Origin of the sequence: Mycobacterium sp. PSTR-4-N, from assembly GCF_022348085.1 — a bacterium.
Lineage (GTDB): Bacteria > Actinomycetota > Actinomycetes > Mycobacteriales > Mycobacteriaceae > Mycobacterium.
In genome coordinates, this window is sequence record NZ_JAKRFN010000004.1 from 324,360 (window position 1) to 340,471 (window position 16,112).

The following is a 16,112-nucleotide window of genomic DNA, read 5'->3' on the forward strand; positions in this document are numbered from 1 at the left end:
CCGGCGGCTAGCGCTCCGCCTCGTCCGGCGTCCACGCCTGTGGTAGGCCGGGCTGACCCGGGAACAGGAAGTCGACGAAAGCTGCTGCGGTGGGCTGGGGTTCGTGATTGGCCAGCCCCGGCCGCTCGTTGGCCTCGATGAACACGTAGTCCGGCCGGGTCACGTCGGGTACGAGCAGATCGATGCCGGTGACGGGGATGCCGATCGCCTCGGCCGCCGCGACGGCGACCCGGCACAGTTCCGGGTGCACGGTCGCGGTCACGTCGTGGATGGTGCCGCCCTGGTGCAGGTTCGCGGTGCGCCGCACCCGCAGCCGCTCACCTTCGGCCAGTACGTCGTCGAAGGAGTATCCGGCCTCCCGGACCGTGGTCTCGGTGACGACGTCCATCGGAATCCGGGACTCGCCGCCGGTGGCGGCAGCGCGCCTACGGCTCTGCGTCTCGATCAGTTCGCGGATGGTGTGCTTGCCGGTGCCCGTCACCTCGGCCGGCAGCCTCAGCGCCGCCGCGACGACCTTCTTGTCGATGACGACCAGCCGCAGATCGTCACCCTCGGCGCGCTGTTCGATCAGCACCTCGGGATGCTGCTCGCGCGCCCGGGCCAGCGCGGCGTCCAGTTCCTCGTCCCCGTCGACCCCCACGGTGATGCCCTTGCCCTGCTCGCCGCGCGTCGGCTTCACCACCACATCGCCGACCTCGGAAAGGAATTCGTGGTCGGCGGCGTCGAACGTCGCGAGGCGGCCCTTCGGCACGGCGATCCCGGCGTCCGACACGATCCTTCTGGTCAGTCGCTTGTCGTCGCAGCGGCTCATCGCCACCGCAGAGGTGTACTCCGACAACGACTCCCGGGTGACGACGCTGCGCCCGCCGTGCGACAGTCGCATCTCACCGGCCTCGGCATCGAGCACCTCGACCCAGATGCCGCGGCGCATCGCCTCGTCGGCGATGATGCGGGCATACGGGTTCAGGTCGTCGACCGTCTCCGGCGGATGGGTGAACAACGGCTCGTTGATGGCGTTCTTGCGTTTGACCGCCATCACCGGGACCCGGCTGAAGCCGAGCTTCTCGTACAGCGCGATCGCGGCGTTGTTGTCGTGGGTGACCGACAAGTCCATGTAGGCCCGCCCGCGATCGCGGTACAGCGAGGCGAGCGCGCGGGTGAGTGCCGCGCCGACGCCGGGGAGCGTTGCCGCCGGGTCGACCGCCAAGGTCCACAGGCTGGACCCGTCCTCGGGGTCGGCGAACAAGACAGCGTGGTCGACGCCGGTGACGGTGCCCAGCACGCTGCCGTCTTCGTCGCTGACCGCGACCAGGTAGTCGACCGACTCCTGGTCTTGATGGTTGGCCCAGATGACGTCGGTGGGGGCGGGCACCATGCCGCATCGCACGTACACCCGGTTGATCTCGTCGGCGTCGTCGCGGCTCTCCAACGTCCGCACGCGGAAACCGGTGGGCGCAGGCGCGTCGTCCTCCGCGTCGGAGAAACGCAGACGGTAGGTGTGGCTGGGATCGATGAACAATTCCGCAGGTGCTTTCGATACCAGCACGTGAGGTTCTCGCGCATAGATGCAGATGTCCCGCCGGCCGTGCGCCTCCGCCCGCAGGACGTCCGCCAGCCGGGCGGGATCGCTGAACGTCTGCCCGAAGATGAGTCGGCCCCAACCCAGTTCCAGCACCACGTCGTCGGCCATCGCGTCGACCATGTCGGGCGGCGACGCTTCGTGTAGCGCGAGCGTGATGGCCTCGGAATGCTCCCCGGCCGGATCCGCCTTGTCGACGCTGGTCATGCGGCCGGCCCGTTGATCCCGTGCTTCTGCAGCCATAGTTCGAGAAGGGAGATCTGCCACAGTTCGTTGCCGCGCAGCGGGGTCAGTCTGCCGTTGGGGTCGGCCAGGAGACGTTCGACCGCCTCGGGCCGGAACAGGCCACGCTCCTTGGCTGCGGGTGCGTAGAGCGCATCGCGCACCAGATCCAGGTAGGGACCCTCCAGGTGAGTCAGCGCCGGCACCGGGAAGTAACCCTTCGGGCGGTCGATGACCTCGGACGGAATGACTTGGCGGGCAGCCTGTTTCAGGACGCCCTTACCCTCGTGGGCGGTCTTGAGCTGTGGCGGACAGGTGGCGGCCAGCTCCACCAGGTCGTGGTCGAGGAAGGGCACCCGGCCTTCCAACCCCCAGGCCATCGTCATGTTGTCGACCCGCTTGACCGGGTCGTCGACCAGCATCACGGTGGTGTCCAGACGCAGCGCGCGGTCCACACCCGTCGCGGCGCCGGCGCGCGCGAAGTGCTCGGTGACGAATTGCTCGCTCGGGTCGCCGTCGGCGAGGTAGGCCGCGGACACCAGCTCTGCGTAGCCGGCGCGGTCCCGATCGAAGAACGCGCCGCGGTAGCTCGCCACCGAGCCCTCCAGTGAGGCGGCGGCAGGTTCCCCCATCGGCGGATACCAGTGGTAGCCGGCGAAGACCTCGTCGGCGCCCTGCCCGGACTGCACCACCTTCACGTGCTTGGCCACTTCCTGACTGAGCAGGTAGAACGCCACGCAGTCGTGGCTGACCATCGGTTCGCTCATCGCGCCGATCGCGCCGTCGAGTGCGGGCAGCATACGGGCGGTGTCGATGCGGATCTGGTGGTGGTCGGTGCCGAAGCGCTGGGCGATGATGTCGCTGTACTTGAACTCGTCGCCGGCGACGCCGTTGACCGATTCGAAACCGATCGAGAACGTCGCGAGGCCCTGCTGACCGGCTTCGGCGAGCAGGCCCACGATGAGGCTGGAGTCCACGCCGCCGGAGAGCAGGCAGCCGACGGGCACGTCGGCGACCAGTCGACGCTTGACCGCGGCCCGCAGCGACTCGAGAACCGCGTCCTCCCAGTCCTTCTCGGACCAATCGGCGCGATCGTCGCGGCGGCTGAAGTCGGGTTCCCAGTACGTGGTGGTGGTGCGGGTGCCGTCCGGTTCGATCGCCATCAGCGTGGCCGGCGGGAGTTTGGTGACCCCGCGCAGGATGGTGCGGGGCGAGGGCACCACCGAGTGGAACGTCATGTAGTGGTGCAGCGCGATCGGATCGATGCGGGTGTCGACATCGCCGCCGGCCAGCAGCGCGGGCAGTGAGGAGGCGAACCGGATCCGGTGGGCCGTCTCCGACAGATAGAGGGGTTTGATCCCGAGCCGGTCGCGGCCCAGCAGCACCCGCCCGCTGTCGCGTTCGGCGATCGCGAACGCGAACATGCCCTTGAGGCGGTCGACGAACCGGTCTCCCCAGTGGTGATAGGCCTTGATCAGCACCTCGGTGTCGCTGTGGGAGTAGAACCGGTATCCGTGGCCGGCCAGTTCGTCGCGCAGGCTCTCGTAGTTGTAGATGCAGCCGTTCCAGGCGATCGACAGCCCGAGCTCGCTGTCGACCATCGGCTGCGCGCCCGCCTCGGTGAGGTCGATGATCTTCAGTCGGCGATGACCGAGCGCGACCCGGCCCTGCGCCCAGACGCCTGCGGCGTCGGGACCTCGCGGGACCATGACCTCGGCCATCGCGGTGACAGCGCGGACATCTGGGTTGGTTCCGTCGAGGCGTACCTCGCCGGTGGCTCCACACACGTGTTCGACCCTACTCCGTGTCGGCGTTCCTCGTTCAGGCGATGCGGCCACGCTCCGGCGCGCGGCGATGTGAGGGTTTACCCGCGCGTCAGCGGGTCAAACGCCGTTCACCGATCAAGATCGAGATCCGCGTCACAGAGAGCGCCGGGTTCAGGAGACGCCTTCGAGCTGGCCACCCGTCTCGTCGATCTGCCGGACCGGCCCGGTGAACCAGTTCTTCACCGAGGCGTGCCAGTAGATGAAGAGCAGCAGGAGGACGCCGCCGACGAGGATCGGCGTGTAGTTGACGAACTTCCACTCGAAGCTGCCGCCCCACGGCACACCGCCGATCGAGGTGGGGAACATCGCGATGATCGAGGTGACGATGATCTCGATCAGCGCCAACGGCGCCATCCAGCGGTGGTGACCGCGCAGGTTCCAGGACCCGACCTCGAACGCGTCGCCCATCTTCCAGCGGTAGTAGATGGGCACCGCGAAGCACAGGTACAGGCCGACGACGCCGATCGACACCACCGCGTAGAAGGCGATGGGGGCGGGCGCGCCGTTGACGTCGACCGGGACCAGGGCGGGCAGTGTGATGACCGCAGCCAGCACCGCGGTGACGAGTACCGCGTTGGCGGGCACCCGCTTGGCGTTGATCTTGGCCCACAGCTGATGGCCGGGCACCGCGCGATCGCGGCTGAACGCGAAGAGCATGCGGGAGGCGCTGGTCTGGCAGGCGGTGGTGCAGAAGAGCTGTCCCGCACACGAGATGAGCAGGACGATGCCCATCCACTTGGAGTCGAGCGCCTGGGCGAAGATCACCTGCACCAGCCCGCCGCCCGCGGTCACCTCGTCGACGTCCTGCACCGCGAACAGGAAGCTCAGCAGCAGGATCCAGCCGCCGATGGCCGAGTAGAAGATCGACCGCCAGATGCCCTTGGCGGCGGCGTCGGCCGCGCTGTGCGTCTCCTCGGACAGGTGTGCCGACGCGTCGTATCCGGTGATCGTGTATTGCGTGAGGATCGCCGCGATGGGCAGCACGAACAGCAGCCAGCCGATACCCTTGTCGCCGTCGAACATCCCGGTGTTGTTCACCGTCGTGGCGAAGACGTCGGAGAGGCTCGCGTGCCGTTCCGGCAGCAGCCACAGGATCGCGACCACCGCGATCGCGCCGGCCACGTGCCACCACACCGAGATGTTGTTGATGACGGCCAGTAGGTGCGAGGAGAAGATGTTGATCACCGCGACGGCGACGAGGATCACCAGGAACATCACGAACACGCGGGTCAGGCTGTAACCGGCCGCCCAGCTCTCGCTGAACGTCGAGATCGTCAGGTCCAGGAACGTCGCGCTCCCGTAGGCGACCGAGGCGAGGATCGCGATCAGGCCGATCAGATTGAGCCAGCCGGTGTAGAAGCCCGCTTTCGGGCCGCCGAGACGGGCCGCCCACCAGTAGATCCCGCCGGAGGTCGGGAACGCCGACACCAGCTCGGACATGCACAAGCCGATGAGCAGGATGAACACCGCGACCACCGGCCAACCCCACGCGATCGACGCGGGCCCACCGTTGTTCCAGCCCAGCCCGAACGAGGTGAAGCAGCCGGCCAGGATCGAGATGATCGAGAAGGAGATCGCGAAGTTGGAGAAACCGGACCAGGAACGCTGCAGTTCCTGGACGTAGCCGAGCTTGGCGAGATGTCGTTCGTCGTCGCTCAGATATTCATGACCCTCAGGCACTCCAGGACCTCCTGTGTGTGGGAATCGGCGCGGCGGCGGCGCCGAGCATGACAATAGATCGCCATTGGTCTGGTGTCCTACCTTTGAAGGCAGTTTTGTGCGACTGTGTTCGGGCGCGAGAAGCGCGGTGGGACACGAGGGCGCGACGAACGTAAGGACACCGATGGGCACACGAGGCATGCTGTCGCGATCAGAGTTGGACGCGTTGGTCGAGGCGGGGGAGATCGACACCGTGATCGTCGCGTTCTGCGACATGCAGGGCCGGCTGACCGGGAAACGCATCTCGGCGCGGCTGTTCGCCGACGATGTGGCCGAGCACGGCGCCGAGTGCTGCAACTATCTGCTGGCCGTCGACGTCGACAACAACACCGTCGACGGGTATGCCATCTCGAGCTGGGAGACCGGCTACGGCGACATGGTGATGACCCCGGACTTCGACACCTTGCGCGTGATCCCGTGGCAGCCGGGCACGGCGCTGGTCATGGCCGACCTGTCCTGGACCGACGGCCGGCCGGTCACCCAGGCGCCGCGCAGCATCCTCAACCGGCAGATCGACCGCCTCGCCGAGCGCGGCCTGGTGCCCTACGCCGCCACAGAACTCGAGTTCATGGTGTTCGACGACACCTTCCGCGACGCCTGGGCCGCCGGCTACAAGGGCCTCACTCCTGCCACCGACTACAACATCGACTACGCGATGCTCGCGTCGACGCGGATGGAACCGCTGCTGCGCGACATCCGGCTCGGCATGGACGGCGCCGGCATGTACTGCGAGGGCGTCAAAGGGGAGTGCAACCTGGGCCAGCAGGAGATCGGCTTCCGCTACGACCACGCCCGGTCCACCTGCGACAACCACACGATCTACCGCAACGGCGCCAAGGAGATCGCCGACCAGCACGGCAAGAGCCTGACGTTCATGGCCAAGTTCGACGAGCGCGAGGGCAACAGCTGCCACATCCACATCTCGCTGCGCGGCGACGATGGTGGTGCCGTGTTCGCCGACTCCGACGCCGCGGACGGGATGACGCCGCTGTTCCGCAGCTTCATCGCCGGCCAGCTCGCCACGATGCGGGAGCTGAGCCTGTGCTACGCGCCGAACATCAACTCCTACAAGCGCTTCGCCGAAGGCAGCTTCGCGCCGACGGCGATCGCGTGGGGATTCGACAACCGCACCTGCGCGCTGCGCGTGGTCGGCCACGGCGCCGGCATGCGGATGGAGAACAGGGCGCCCGGCGGTGACGTCAACCAGTACCTGGCGGTGTCGGCTCTGATCGCCGGCGGCCTGTACGGCATCGAGAACGAGCTCGAGCTGCCGGATCCGTTGGAGGGCAACGCTTACACCAGCGGCGCCGAACGGCTACCCACGACGCTCGCCGAGGCCGTCGAGCTGTTCGACAACTCGACGATCGCCCGCGAGGCGTTCGGCGACGACGTCGTCGACCACTACCTGAACTATGCGCGCGTCGAGCTGAAGGCCTTCAACGCCGCGGTGACCGATTGGGAAAGGGTGCGCGGCTTTGAACGCCTCTGAGGTCAGGCCGGTCATCGGGCTGACCACGTATCTGCAGCAGGCTCAGACCGGCGTGTGGGATGTCCGGGCGAGCTTTCTGCCCGCCATCTACTTCGAGGGCGTCGGGCTCGCCGGCGGCATCTCGACGCTGCTCCCGCCACAACCGGTCGACGATGCGATCGCCGACCGCATTCTCGACGGCCTGGACGGATTGATCATCACCGGCGGGCGCGACGTCGACCCCGCGGTCTACGGCAGCACCCGGCACCCGGCCACCGACGAGCCGACCGAGGACAGCCGCACCCGCGACGCGTTCGAGCTGGCCCTGCTGCATGCGGCCCTGCGCCGCGGCGTGCCGGTGCTGGGGATCTGCCGCGGGGCCCAGGTGCTCAACGTCGCGCTCGGCGGCTCGCTGCACCAGCACCTGCCCGATGTGCTCGGCCACCCCCGGCACCAGCAGGGCAACGCGGTGTTCTCGACATCGACGATCACCACCGTCCCCGGCACCCAGGTCGCCGCGCTCGTCGGTCCCAGCACGGAAGCGCAGTGCTACCACCACCAGGCCATCGACCGGCTCGGTGACGGCCTGATCGTCAGCGCATCGGACGCCGACGGCGTGATCGAGGCGATCGAGGTGGACCCGCGCCGCCATCCCGACCGGTGGCTGGTCGCGGTGCAGTGGCACCCGGAAGAGCGGCTGGACGATCTGCGCCTGTTCGGGGGCCTGGTCGGCGCCGCCGCAGACCATGCAGCCAAGAAAGCCCAGAAAGTGAGCGTATGAGCCAGACCAGTGACGTGATCAACCCGGCCACCGAGGAGGTGCTGCGCACCGTCACCCACACCGACGAGGCCGGCGTCGACGAGGCGGTGGCCCGGGCCGGCGCGGCGCAGCGGACGTGGGCGAAGCTGCCCCCGGCGGAGCGGGCGGCCGCGCTACGGGCGTTTGCCGCTGTGGTCGACGCCCACGTCGAGGAGTTGGCGCAGCTCGAGGTCGCCAACTCCGGTCATCCCATCGGCAACGCCCGATGGGAGGCAGGGCACGTCCGCGATGTGCTGCAGTACTACTCGGCCAGCCCGGAACGGTTGTCCGGCAAGCAGATTCCCGTCGCCGGTGGACTCGACGTCACGTTCAACGAACCGCTGGGCGTGGTCGGGGTGATCACGCCGTGGAACTTCCCGATGACGATCGCGTCGTGGGGATTCGCCCCAGCCCTCGCGGCCGGGAACGCGGTGCTGGTCAAGCCCGCCGAGTGGACGCCGCTCACCACGATCCGGCTCGGTGAACTCGCGCTGGAGGCGGGGCTGCCCGCGGATCTGTTCCAGGTGCTGCCGGGACGCGGATCGGTGGTGGGGGAGCGCTTCGTCAGCCATCCCGACGTGCGCAAGATCGTGTTCACCGGATCCACCGAGGTCGGTACCCGGGTGATGGCCGGTGCGGCCCGCCAGGTCAAGCGCGTCACGCTGGAACTGGGCGGCAAGAGCGCGAACATCGTGTTCGACGACTGCGACCTCGAGCGCGCGGCGGCGACCGCGCCCTACGGCGTCTTCGACAACTCGGGTCAGGACTGCTGCGCCCGCAGCCGGATCCTGGTCCAGCGCAGTGTGTTCGATCGCTTCATGGAGCTGCTCGAGCCCGCCGTCAAGGGTGTCGTCGTGGGCGATCCCCGTGCCGAGGGCACCGAGATGGGTCCGCTGGTGTCGAAGAAGCACTGGGAGTCGGTGGCCGGTTACGTACCCGACGACGCACCGGTGGCGTTCCGCGGCGACGCCCCGTCGGGCCCCGGATACTGGTTCCCGCCAACGGTTCTCACACCAACACGCGACGACCGCACGGTCACAGAGGAGATCTTTGGCCCCGTCGTGACCGTCCTGCCCTTCGACGACGAGGCCGACGCCATCACCCTCGCCAACGACAGTCCCTACGGGCTGTCCGGGTCGATCTGGACCGAGAATCTGTCGCGGGCACTGCGCGTGTCCCGCGCGGTGGAATCGGGCAACCTGTCGGTCAACTCGCACTCGTCGGTGCGTTACAGCACGCCGTTCGGCGGCTTCAAGCAATCCGGGCTGGGCCGTGAGCTCGGGCCGGACGCCCCCCTGTCGTTCACCGAAACCAAGAACGTCTTTATCGCTGTTCAGGAGGAGCACTGATGGATCTGTCCCAGCGTCTGGCGGGCAAGGTCGCCGTCATCACCGGCGGTGCCAGCGGCATCGGCCTGGCGACGGCCAAACGCATGCAGGCCGAGGGTGCCATCATCGTCATCGGCGATCTCGACGAGGCCACCGGCCGCAGCGTGGCCAACGACATGAACGTGACATTCGTGCAGGTCGACGTGTCCGACCAGGTGGCGGTGGACAAGCTCTTCGACACGGCGTTCGAGGTGCACGGCGGAGTCGACATCGCGTTCAACAACGCCGGCATCAGCCCACCCGAGGACGACCTGATCGAGAACACCGGTATCGATGCCTGGCAGCGGGTGCAGGACATCAACCTCAAGTCGGTGTTCTTCTGTTGCAAAGCCGCACTGCGACACATGGTTCCGGCGCAGAAGGGCTCGATCATCAACACGGCGTCATTCGTCGCGGTGATGGGCTCGGCGACATCGCAGATCTCCTACACCGCGTCCAAGGGCGGGGTGCTGGCGATGTCGCGCGAGCTCGGGGTCCAGTACGCCCGGCAGGGAATCCGGGTCAATGCGCTGTGCCCCGGACCGGTGAACACCCCGCTGCTGCAGGAGCTGTTCGCCAAGGATCCCGAGCGGGCGGCACGCCGTCTCGTGCACGTGCCCGTCGGCCGCTTCGCCGAACCCGAGGAACTGGCCGCGGCGGTGGCGTTCCTCGCCAGTGACGACGCCTCGTTCATCACCGCGTCGTCGTTCCTCGTCGACGGCGGGATCAGCGGCCACTACGTCACCCCGCTGTGATGCCCTAGAGGGCACCCGATGACGGCCGATGCGGACGACTCCGACCCGGGCGCAGCGCTGCTGCGCCCGGTGCGGCCGCTCAACGCGTTCGAGAACACGGTGGAGCGCCTGCTGCAGACGATCCGGCTCGGCGTGCTGGCGCCAGGACAGTCGCTGCCCCCGGAGCGGGAGCTCGCCGCCCGGCTCGGCGTCAGCCGCGACACCGTCCGGGAGGCGATCAAATCCCTGGCCGACGCGGGGTACCTGGTGTCGCGCCGCGGCCGCTACGGCGGCACATTTCTCGCTGACGAGTTGCCGGCGCCGCACACCGAGGACGTAGAACTGCGCCGCGCCGACATCGACGACGCGCTGCGGTTGCGCGAGATCCTCGAAGTCGGCGCGGCACGCATGGCCGCCGAGCGCAGACTGGGCGCGGCCGAGCGAGAGGCGTTGCGCGGCAGGCTGATCGATGTGCGCGGCGCCGATCCCGCCGACTATCGGCGGCTCGACTCACGGCTGCACCTCGCGATCGCCGAGGCGGCCGGAGTGCCGTCGCTGGTGCCGCTGGTGGCGCAGAACCGGATGCGGCTCAACGAACTCCTCGACTGCATCCCGCTACTGGCACGCAACATCGCTCACTCCGACGAGCAGCACGAGGCGATCGTCGCGGCGATCCTCGCCGGTGACGTCGACACCGCCGCGCAGACGATGGCGGCCCATGTCTGGGGATCGGCGGCCCTGCTGCACGGCTTCCTGGACTGAGCCCAGGAGCGCCGAAACCACCTACGGCCAGCGGGGGAGGTGAAACCATCGGCACGGAGGTAGGGCGAGATGGCCGGTGAGACGAACAGTGGCACAGACCGCGACGCCGTGGCGGACGACCGGGCTCTCAAGGCCAGACACCGCGCGCTGTGGGCCTCCGGCGACTATCCCGCCGTCGCCGCGGACATCATCCCCACGCTGGGTGCCGAGCTCGTCGCGGCCTGCGGCGTGGCCGCCGGCGACCGGGTGCTCGACGTCGCCGCCGGCTCCGGCAACGCCGCGATCCCGGCGGCGGCGACAGGCGCCATCGTCACCGCCGGCGACCTGACACCGGAGCTGTTCGAGGAGGGCCGGCGTATCGCGGGCGAGCGCGGCGTGACAGTCGAGTGGGTGGAAGCCGACGCCGAGGCGCTACCGTTCGCCGACGACAGCTTCGACATCGTGATGTCCTGTGTCGGTGCGATGTTCGCGCCCCATCATCAGGCGACTGCCGACGAACTGATTCGTGTGGTGCGCCCCGGCGGCCGGATCGGCCTGATCAATTGGACACCCGAGGGCTTCATCGGGCACCTGTTCGCGACGTTGAAACCGTACGCGCCACCGCCCCCGCCCGGGGCCGGCCCGCCGCCCCTGTGGGGCAGTGAAGACCACGTCCGCGCCCTGTTCGGTGATCGTGTCACCGATCTGTCGATGCGGCGGCGCAGCGTGCGGATGGACCACTGCTCGTCACCGCTGGAGTTCCGGGAGTACTGGAAGCGCAACTACGGCCCGACCATCGCGGCATACCGGAACACCCGCGAGCACCCCGAGCGCGTGGACGCCCTCGACCGCGACTTCCTGGAGTTCCTGACGGCGTGGAATCGCAGTGACGAGGCCGGTCGCACCGCCTACGACGCGGAGTACCTGCTCGTCACCGCGACGAAGCGCTGAGGGCGTGGATGTCGGCCACCGGGGGTGTCCAGGACGCTAGATTGCACGTGTGGAGGATGCCGAACTCGTCGAACGCGCATCGTCGGCGCTGGCCGAGGTCGACACGGCGGGGTGGGCGCAGCGCTTCGATCTGGTGTCCGATCCGCACCGCCTCGAGATCCTGCTGTGCCTGCACCGATCGCCGGGGATCGTCGTCAGCGATCTGGCCGCCGCCCTGAAGCGCTCGGAGAACGCGGTGTCGCAAGCGCTTCGCGTGCTTCGTCAGCAGGGGTGGGTGAGCAACGAGCGCGTCGGGAGATCGGTGCGGTATCGGCTCGACGACGAGACCGTGCACGATCTGCTGCACTGGATCGGGGCCAGGCACGGGTGACGCGCGTGCTGAGCATCGACCAGCCGCCGCTGGCGCCGGGGCCGGTGCTCGGCGGCAAGAACGACGGGCCGGTGCACGCGCGCATCGCGGCCTGGCTGCAGGGGCTGATCGCGTCGGGACGGTTGGTGCCCGGGGACAAGCTGCCGCCGGAGGTGGAGATCGCCACCGCGCTCGGATGTAGTCGGATGACGTTGCGTCAGGCGCTCGGTGCTGTTGAGAGCAAGGGCTTGATCGACCGCCGCCGCGGCCGCTTCGGTGGCAACTTCGTCACCTCGCCGCGCATCGAATTCGACCACGCGAGCCTGCCCGGCTTCACCGAGCAGATGCGCCGCATCGAGGTCGAACCCGGTGCTCTGGTGCTGGGTGTGCACACGGGTCCGCCGCAGCCGGACGTGAGTCGGGCACTGGGACTGCGCCGAACCGATGAGGTCCACCAGATCCTGCGGGCCCGCACGGCCAACGGTGAGCCGATCGTCTACGAGGAGGCCTATCTGCCCGCCGCAGTGTTCCCCGACCTGCCGGGCCACGATCTGGACGGCTCGCTGTACGCGCTGATGCGCCGGTACGGTCACGGGCCGTCGTCGGCCGACGAACGTATCGAGGCGACGTCGGCGACGCCGGAGCAGGCCACGATCCTGGGCGTGGAACCGGCCAGCCCGCTGCTGCTCATCGTGCGAACATCGTTCGCCGACAACGGTGTTGCGGTCGAGTACTCCCGCGATTTCCACCGCTCGGACCGCACCACGATCCGGGTCAGGTCGCGCGCCGATACCACCTGACCTGCTTAGGTCTAGACCTTTGCATCGTCACGTCGTAGAGTGAAGCGATGTCGTCACCGCTGTCCGACGATCACCTGGACTGGCTGCTCGAGCAGCTTCCGGTGCTGGCCGGCCGGGCGCGGACGATCGAAGACCTCTCCGGGGGCCTGACCAATCGCAACGTCAAGATCACCACGGCCGACGGTATCTACGTGGCGCGCTGTGTCGACACCACCGGCAATCTGCTCGACATCGACCGCGACTGCGAGCACGCCAACAGTGTGGCCGCCCACCGCGCCGGGGTAGGCGCACCGGTGCTCGACTACCGGGCCGACCTCGGTGTCCTCCTCCTCGGGTACATCGACGGAAAAACCCTGTGCAACAACGATTTCCAACGCCCCGGCGTCATCGCCAAGGCGGCGCGCGCGGTTCGCGCGCTGCATGAGGGGCCTCGCTTCGTCAACCGGTTCGACATGTTCGAACGGCAGCCGGCCTACCTCGCGATCATCGGAAGGCACGGGTTCGCGATCCCCGCCGGCTACCACGACCACGCCGAGGCGTTCGCTGCTGCGCGGCGGGTCCTCGCCGCCGGCTCGGCCGGGGCGGACACGCTGGTGCCGTGCAACAACGACCTGCTGGCCGGCAACTTCATCGAGTGCGGCGACCGGATCCATCTGATCGACTACGAGTACTCGGGCAACAACGACCCGTGCTTCGAATTGGGCAACATCTGGAGCGAATGCGGGCTGTCTCTCGATCAGCTCGATGAGCTCGTCACCGAGTACTACGGCAGTCCGCGACCGGCGAAGACGGCGCGAGCCCACCTGCAGGGAATCGTCGCCAAGTACGGTTGGACGCTGTGGGGGTGCATTCAAAGTGGCTCCAGTGCAATCGAATTCGACTTCTGGGAGTGGGCGATGGAGCGCTATGAGGCGGCCGTCGCCGAGTTCTGCAGTCCCGGCTATCACGAGCTGCTCGACCAGGTAGCAGCCGACGACCCACGAGGATGACATGACCTCCGCGAAGTCCCTGCCCGCGCGCGCCCGCGCCGTGATCATCGGCGGGGGAGTGATCGGCACCAGCGTGGCCTACCACCTGACGAAGCTGGGCCTGACCGACGTGGTGCTGATCGAACAGGGTCAGCTCTCCAGCGGAACCACCTGGCACGCAGCGGGTTTGGTGGGGCAACTGCGCGCCTCGGAGGGGATGACGCGCCTCGTGCAGTACTCCACGGCGCTGTACGCCGAGCTCGAGGCCGAAACGGGCCTGTCCGCCGGCTACAAGCAGTGCGGAGGCGTGACGGTGGCGCGCACCGATAACCGGATGGAGCAGCTGCGCCGCACCGCAGCCAATGCGGCGGCATTCGATCTCGACTGTCAGCTCCTGTCTCCCGTGGAGGCCGCCGAGCGCTACCCGGTCATGCGGACCGATGACCTGGTCGGTGCGATCTGGCTGCCCGCCGACGGCAAGGCCAATCCCACCGACCTGACCTTCGCGTTGGCCAAGGGAGCGCGGATGCGCGGTGCCCGGATCGTGGAGAAGACCCGGGTGCTCGACGTGACGACCGCCGACGGCGCGGTGACCGGGGTGCGCACCGACGCCGGTGACGTCGAGGCCGAGATCGTCGTCAACTGTGCGGGGCAGTGGGCCAAACAGGTGGCGGCGATGGTCGGCGCCGATGTGCCGCTGCACTCGGCCGAGCACTTCTACGTCGTCTCCGAACCGATCGCGGGGGTGCACCCCGACCTGCCGATCCTGCGTGACCCGGACGGCTACACGTACTTCAAGGAGGAGGTCGGTGGTCTGGTCATCGGCGGGTTCGAACCCGAGGCCAAACCGTGGGTGTCGCCCGATGCGATCCCGTACCCGTTCGAGTTCCAGCTCCTCGACGAAGACTGGGAGCACTTCGAGATCCTGATGAACAGTGCGCTGCTGCGCATCCCGGCGCTCGAGACCACCGGCATCAAGAAGTTCTACAACGGGCCCGAGAGCTTCACCCCCGACAACCAGTTCATCCTCGGGGAAGCGCCGCAGTGCCGGAACTTCTTCGTCGGAGCCGGCTTCAATTCCGTCGGCATCGCGACCGCGGGCGGCGCCGGTCGCGCACTCGCGGAGTGGATCGTCGAGGGCAGCCCGACCACCGATCTCACCGGCGTCGACATCCGCCGTTTCGCCTCGTTCAACGGCAACAACCGCTGGCTGCACGACCGGGTCGCCGAGGTGCTCGGCATCCACTACGAGATCCCCTGGCCCAACCGGGAGATGACGACGGCCCGCCCGTTCCGGCGATCCCCGGTACACCACCTTCTTGAGGCTGCCGGAGCCAACTTCGGCAGCAAGATGGGCTGGGAGCGGGCCAACTTCTTCGCCCCGGACGGGCAGGCGCCGGTGATCGAATACACCTGGGGCATGCCGAATTGGCTGGCCTGGTCGGCCGCCGAGCAGCGCAGCACCCGCAATGCGGTGACGGTGTTCGACCAGACGTCGTTCTCGAAGTACCTCGTCGTCGGCCGTGACGCAGAGGCTGCGCTGCAGTGGCTGTGCACCGCCGATGTCGGCGTGCCGATCGGCAGGGCCGTCTACACCGGCATGCTCAACGCGCGCGGCACCTACGAGGCCGACGTCACGGTGACCCGCACCGGCGCCGAGGAGTTCCTCGTCGTCAGCGGTGCGGCCAGCACGGAGCGGGACAAGGACCACGTGCGCAGGAACCTGCCCGATACGGTGACCGACGCGCACATCGTCGACGTCACGTCGGCCTACGCGGTCTTCGGTGTCATGGGTCCGCGCTCGCGCGAGCTGCTCGCACAGCTCACCGACGCTGACCTGTCCGACGCCGCGTTCGGCTTCGGGACCAGCCGCATGCTGTCGCTGGGGTATGCGACCGTGCGCGCCACCCGCATCACCTACGTCGGCGAGCTCGGGTGGGAGCTGTACGTGCCGGCGGAGTTCGCCGTCGGCGTCTACGAGGACCTGATGAGGGTCGGCGCCGACGTCGAGGTCGCGCGAGGTGGGTACTACGCCCTCGAGTCGCTCCGTCTGGAAAAGGGATACCGCGCCTTCGGCCGGGAACTGTCGCCCAGCGAGAACCCCGTCGAGGCGGGCTTGCTGTTCGCCTGCAAGCTGGGCACCGACATCGACTTCCTGGGTCGGGCCGCCGTCGAAGAGGCGCGCCGCCGCGGTCCGACGCGCAAACTGGCCGGCTTCCGTGTGGAGTCCGACGAACCGATGCTGTGGGGTGGCGAGCTCATCCTGCGCGACGGGGTGGTCGCCGGGCAGGCCACCTCGGCGGCATGGGGCGAGACGACCGGTGCGTGCGTGGGGCTGGCGTACCTGCGCGCGGCGGACGGGTCCGTCGTCGCTGCCGACTGGGTACGCGCCGGTGACTACGAGATCAGCGTCGGTTCCCGGCGCTACCCGGTCTCGGTGTCGCTGCGGCCGCTGCACGATCCCGCCGGGGACCGCATCCGGGGGTGACCACCTGCCCGTCCGGGCAGGTCGCCGAGCGAAAAAGCCTGCTCATCTGATCAGCTAGACAGATGATCAGATGGGTCATACGCTCGCCGATGTGACTGTCC

General features: G+C 68.4%; 13 protein-coding genes. 10 read left to right on the top strand and 3 right to left on the bottom strand.

Features of this window, described 5'->3' with window-relative positions:
• Positions 1-7: 7 nt before the first annotated feature.
• From ngg to MHN84_RS08405, 3 genes are all read right to left on the bottom strand, one after another.
• The gene (gene ngg / locus MHN84_RS08395) at positions 8-1,786 is read right to left on the bottom strand and encodes an N-acetylglutaminylglutamine synthetase (RefSeq protein WP_241204163.1); all 1,779 of its coding nucleotides are present in this window, start codon (positions 1,784-1,786) and stop codon (positions 8-10) included.
• Positions 1,783-3,588 carry an N-acetylglutaminylglutamine amidotransferase gene (locus MHN84_RS08400; protein ID WP_241204164.1) on the bottom strand — a complete coding sequence of 602 codons (1,806 nt, stop codon included), beginning with the start codon at positions 3,586-3,588 and terminating at the stop codon, positions 1,783-1,785. The genes ngg and MHN84_RS08400 overlap by 4 nt, the downstream gene beginning before the upstream one ends.
• Before the next feature lie 150 nt (positions 3,589-3,738).
• Positions 3,739-5,307, bottom strand: coding sequence for an amino acid permease (locus MHN84_RS08405; RefSeq protein ID WP_241204165.1), 1,569 nt, complete (start codon positions 5,305-5,307; stop codon positions 3,739-3,741).
• 163 nt (positions 5,308-5,470) lie between these two features.
• Between MHN84_RS08405 and MHN84_RS08410 the strand changes: the two genes are divergently transcribed.
• The 10 genes from MHN84_RS08410 to MHN84_RS08455 all read left to right on the top strand — a co-directional run bounded on the left by MHN84_RS08410 (position 5,471) and on the right by MHN84_RS08455 (position 16,011).
• Entirely contained in the window at positions 5,471-6,835 is a 1,365-nt protein-coding gene (locus MHN84_RS08410) for a glutamine synthetase family protein (protein ID WP_241204166.1), read from the top strand.
• Positions 6,822-7,595: a gamma-glutamyl-gamma-aminobutyrate hydrolase family protein gene (locus tag MHN84_RS08415; RefSeq protein ID WP_241204167.1), complete on the top strand. Its 774-nt coding sequence runs from the start codon at positions 6,822-6,824 to the stop codon at positions 7,593-7,595. The genes MHN84_RS08410 and MHN84_RS08415 overlap by 14 nt, the downstream gene beginning before the upstream one ends.
• The gene (locus MHN84_RS08420; protein ID WP_241204168.1) at positions 7,592-8,962 is read left to right on the top strand and encodes an aldehyde dehydrogenase; all 1,371 of its coding nucleotides are present in this window, start codon (positions 7,592-7,594) and stop codon (positions 8,960-8,962) included. Before MHN84_RS08415 ends, MHN84_RS08420 begins: the two co-directional genes overlap by 4 nt.
• Positions 8,959-9,735 (top strand): 3-oxoacyl-ACP reductase, encoded by a 777-nt coding sequence (locus MHN84_RS08425; protein ID WP_241204221.1) that lies wholly within the window; start codon positions 8,959-8,961, stop codon positions 9,733-9,735. Before MHN84_RS08420 ends, MHN84_RS08425 begins: the two co-directional genes overlap by 4 nt.
• 18 nt (positions 9,736-9,753) lie before the next feature.
• Positions 9,754-10,476 (top strand): FadR/GntR family transcriptional regulator, encoded by a 723-nt coding sequence (locus tag MHN84_RS08430; protein WP_241204169.1) that lies wholly within the window; start codon positions 9,754-9,756, stop codon positions 10,474-10,476.
• A 69-nt stretch (positions 10,477-10,545) separates the two neighbouring features.
• Positions 10,546-11,406 carry a class I SAM-dependent methyltransferase gene (locus tag MHN84_RS08435; protein WP_241204170.1) on the top strand — a complete coding sequence of 287 codons (861 nt, stop codon included), beginning with the start codon at positions 10,546-10,548 and terminating at the stop codon, positions 11,404-11,406.
• 49 nt (positions 11,407-11,455) lie between these two features.
• Positions 11,456-11,776 carry a helix-turn-helix transcriptional regulator gene (locus MHN84_RS08440; RefSeq protein WP_241204171.1) on the top strand — a complete coding sequence of 107 codons (321 nt, stop codon included), beginning with the start codon at positions 11,456-11,458 and terminating at the stop codon, positions 11,774-11,776.
• 5 nt (positions 11,777-11,781) lie between these two features.
• Complete coding sequence (locus MHN84_RS08445) at positions 11,782-12,555, top strand: GntR family transcriptional regulator (RefSeq protein ID WP_241204172.1); 774 nt, start codon at positions 11,782-11,784, stop codon at positions 12,553-12,555.
• A gap of 47 nt (positions 12,556-12,602) precedes the next feature.
• Complete coding sequence (locus tag MHN84_RS08450) at positions 12,603-13,544, top strand: phosphotransferase (RefSeq protein WP_241204173.1); 942 nt, start codon at positions 12,603-12,605, stop codon at positions 13,542-13,544.
• 1 nt (position 13,545) lies between these two features.
• On the top strand, positions 13,546-16,011 hold the full coding sequence (locus MHN84_RS08455) for an FAD-dependent oxidoreductase (RefSeq protein WP_241204174.1): 2,466 nt from the start codon (positions 13,546-13,548) through the stop codon (positions 16,009-16,011).
• Positions 16,012-16,112: the final 101 nt, after the last annotated feature.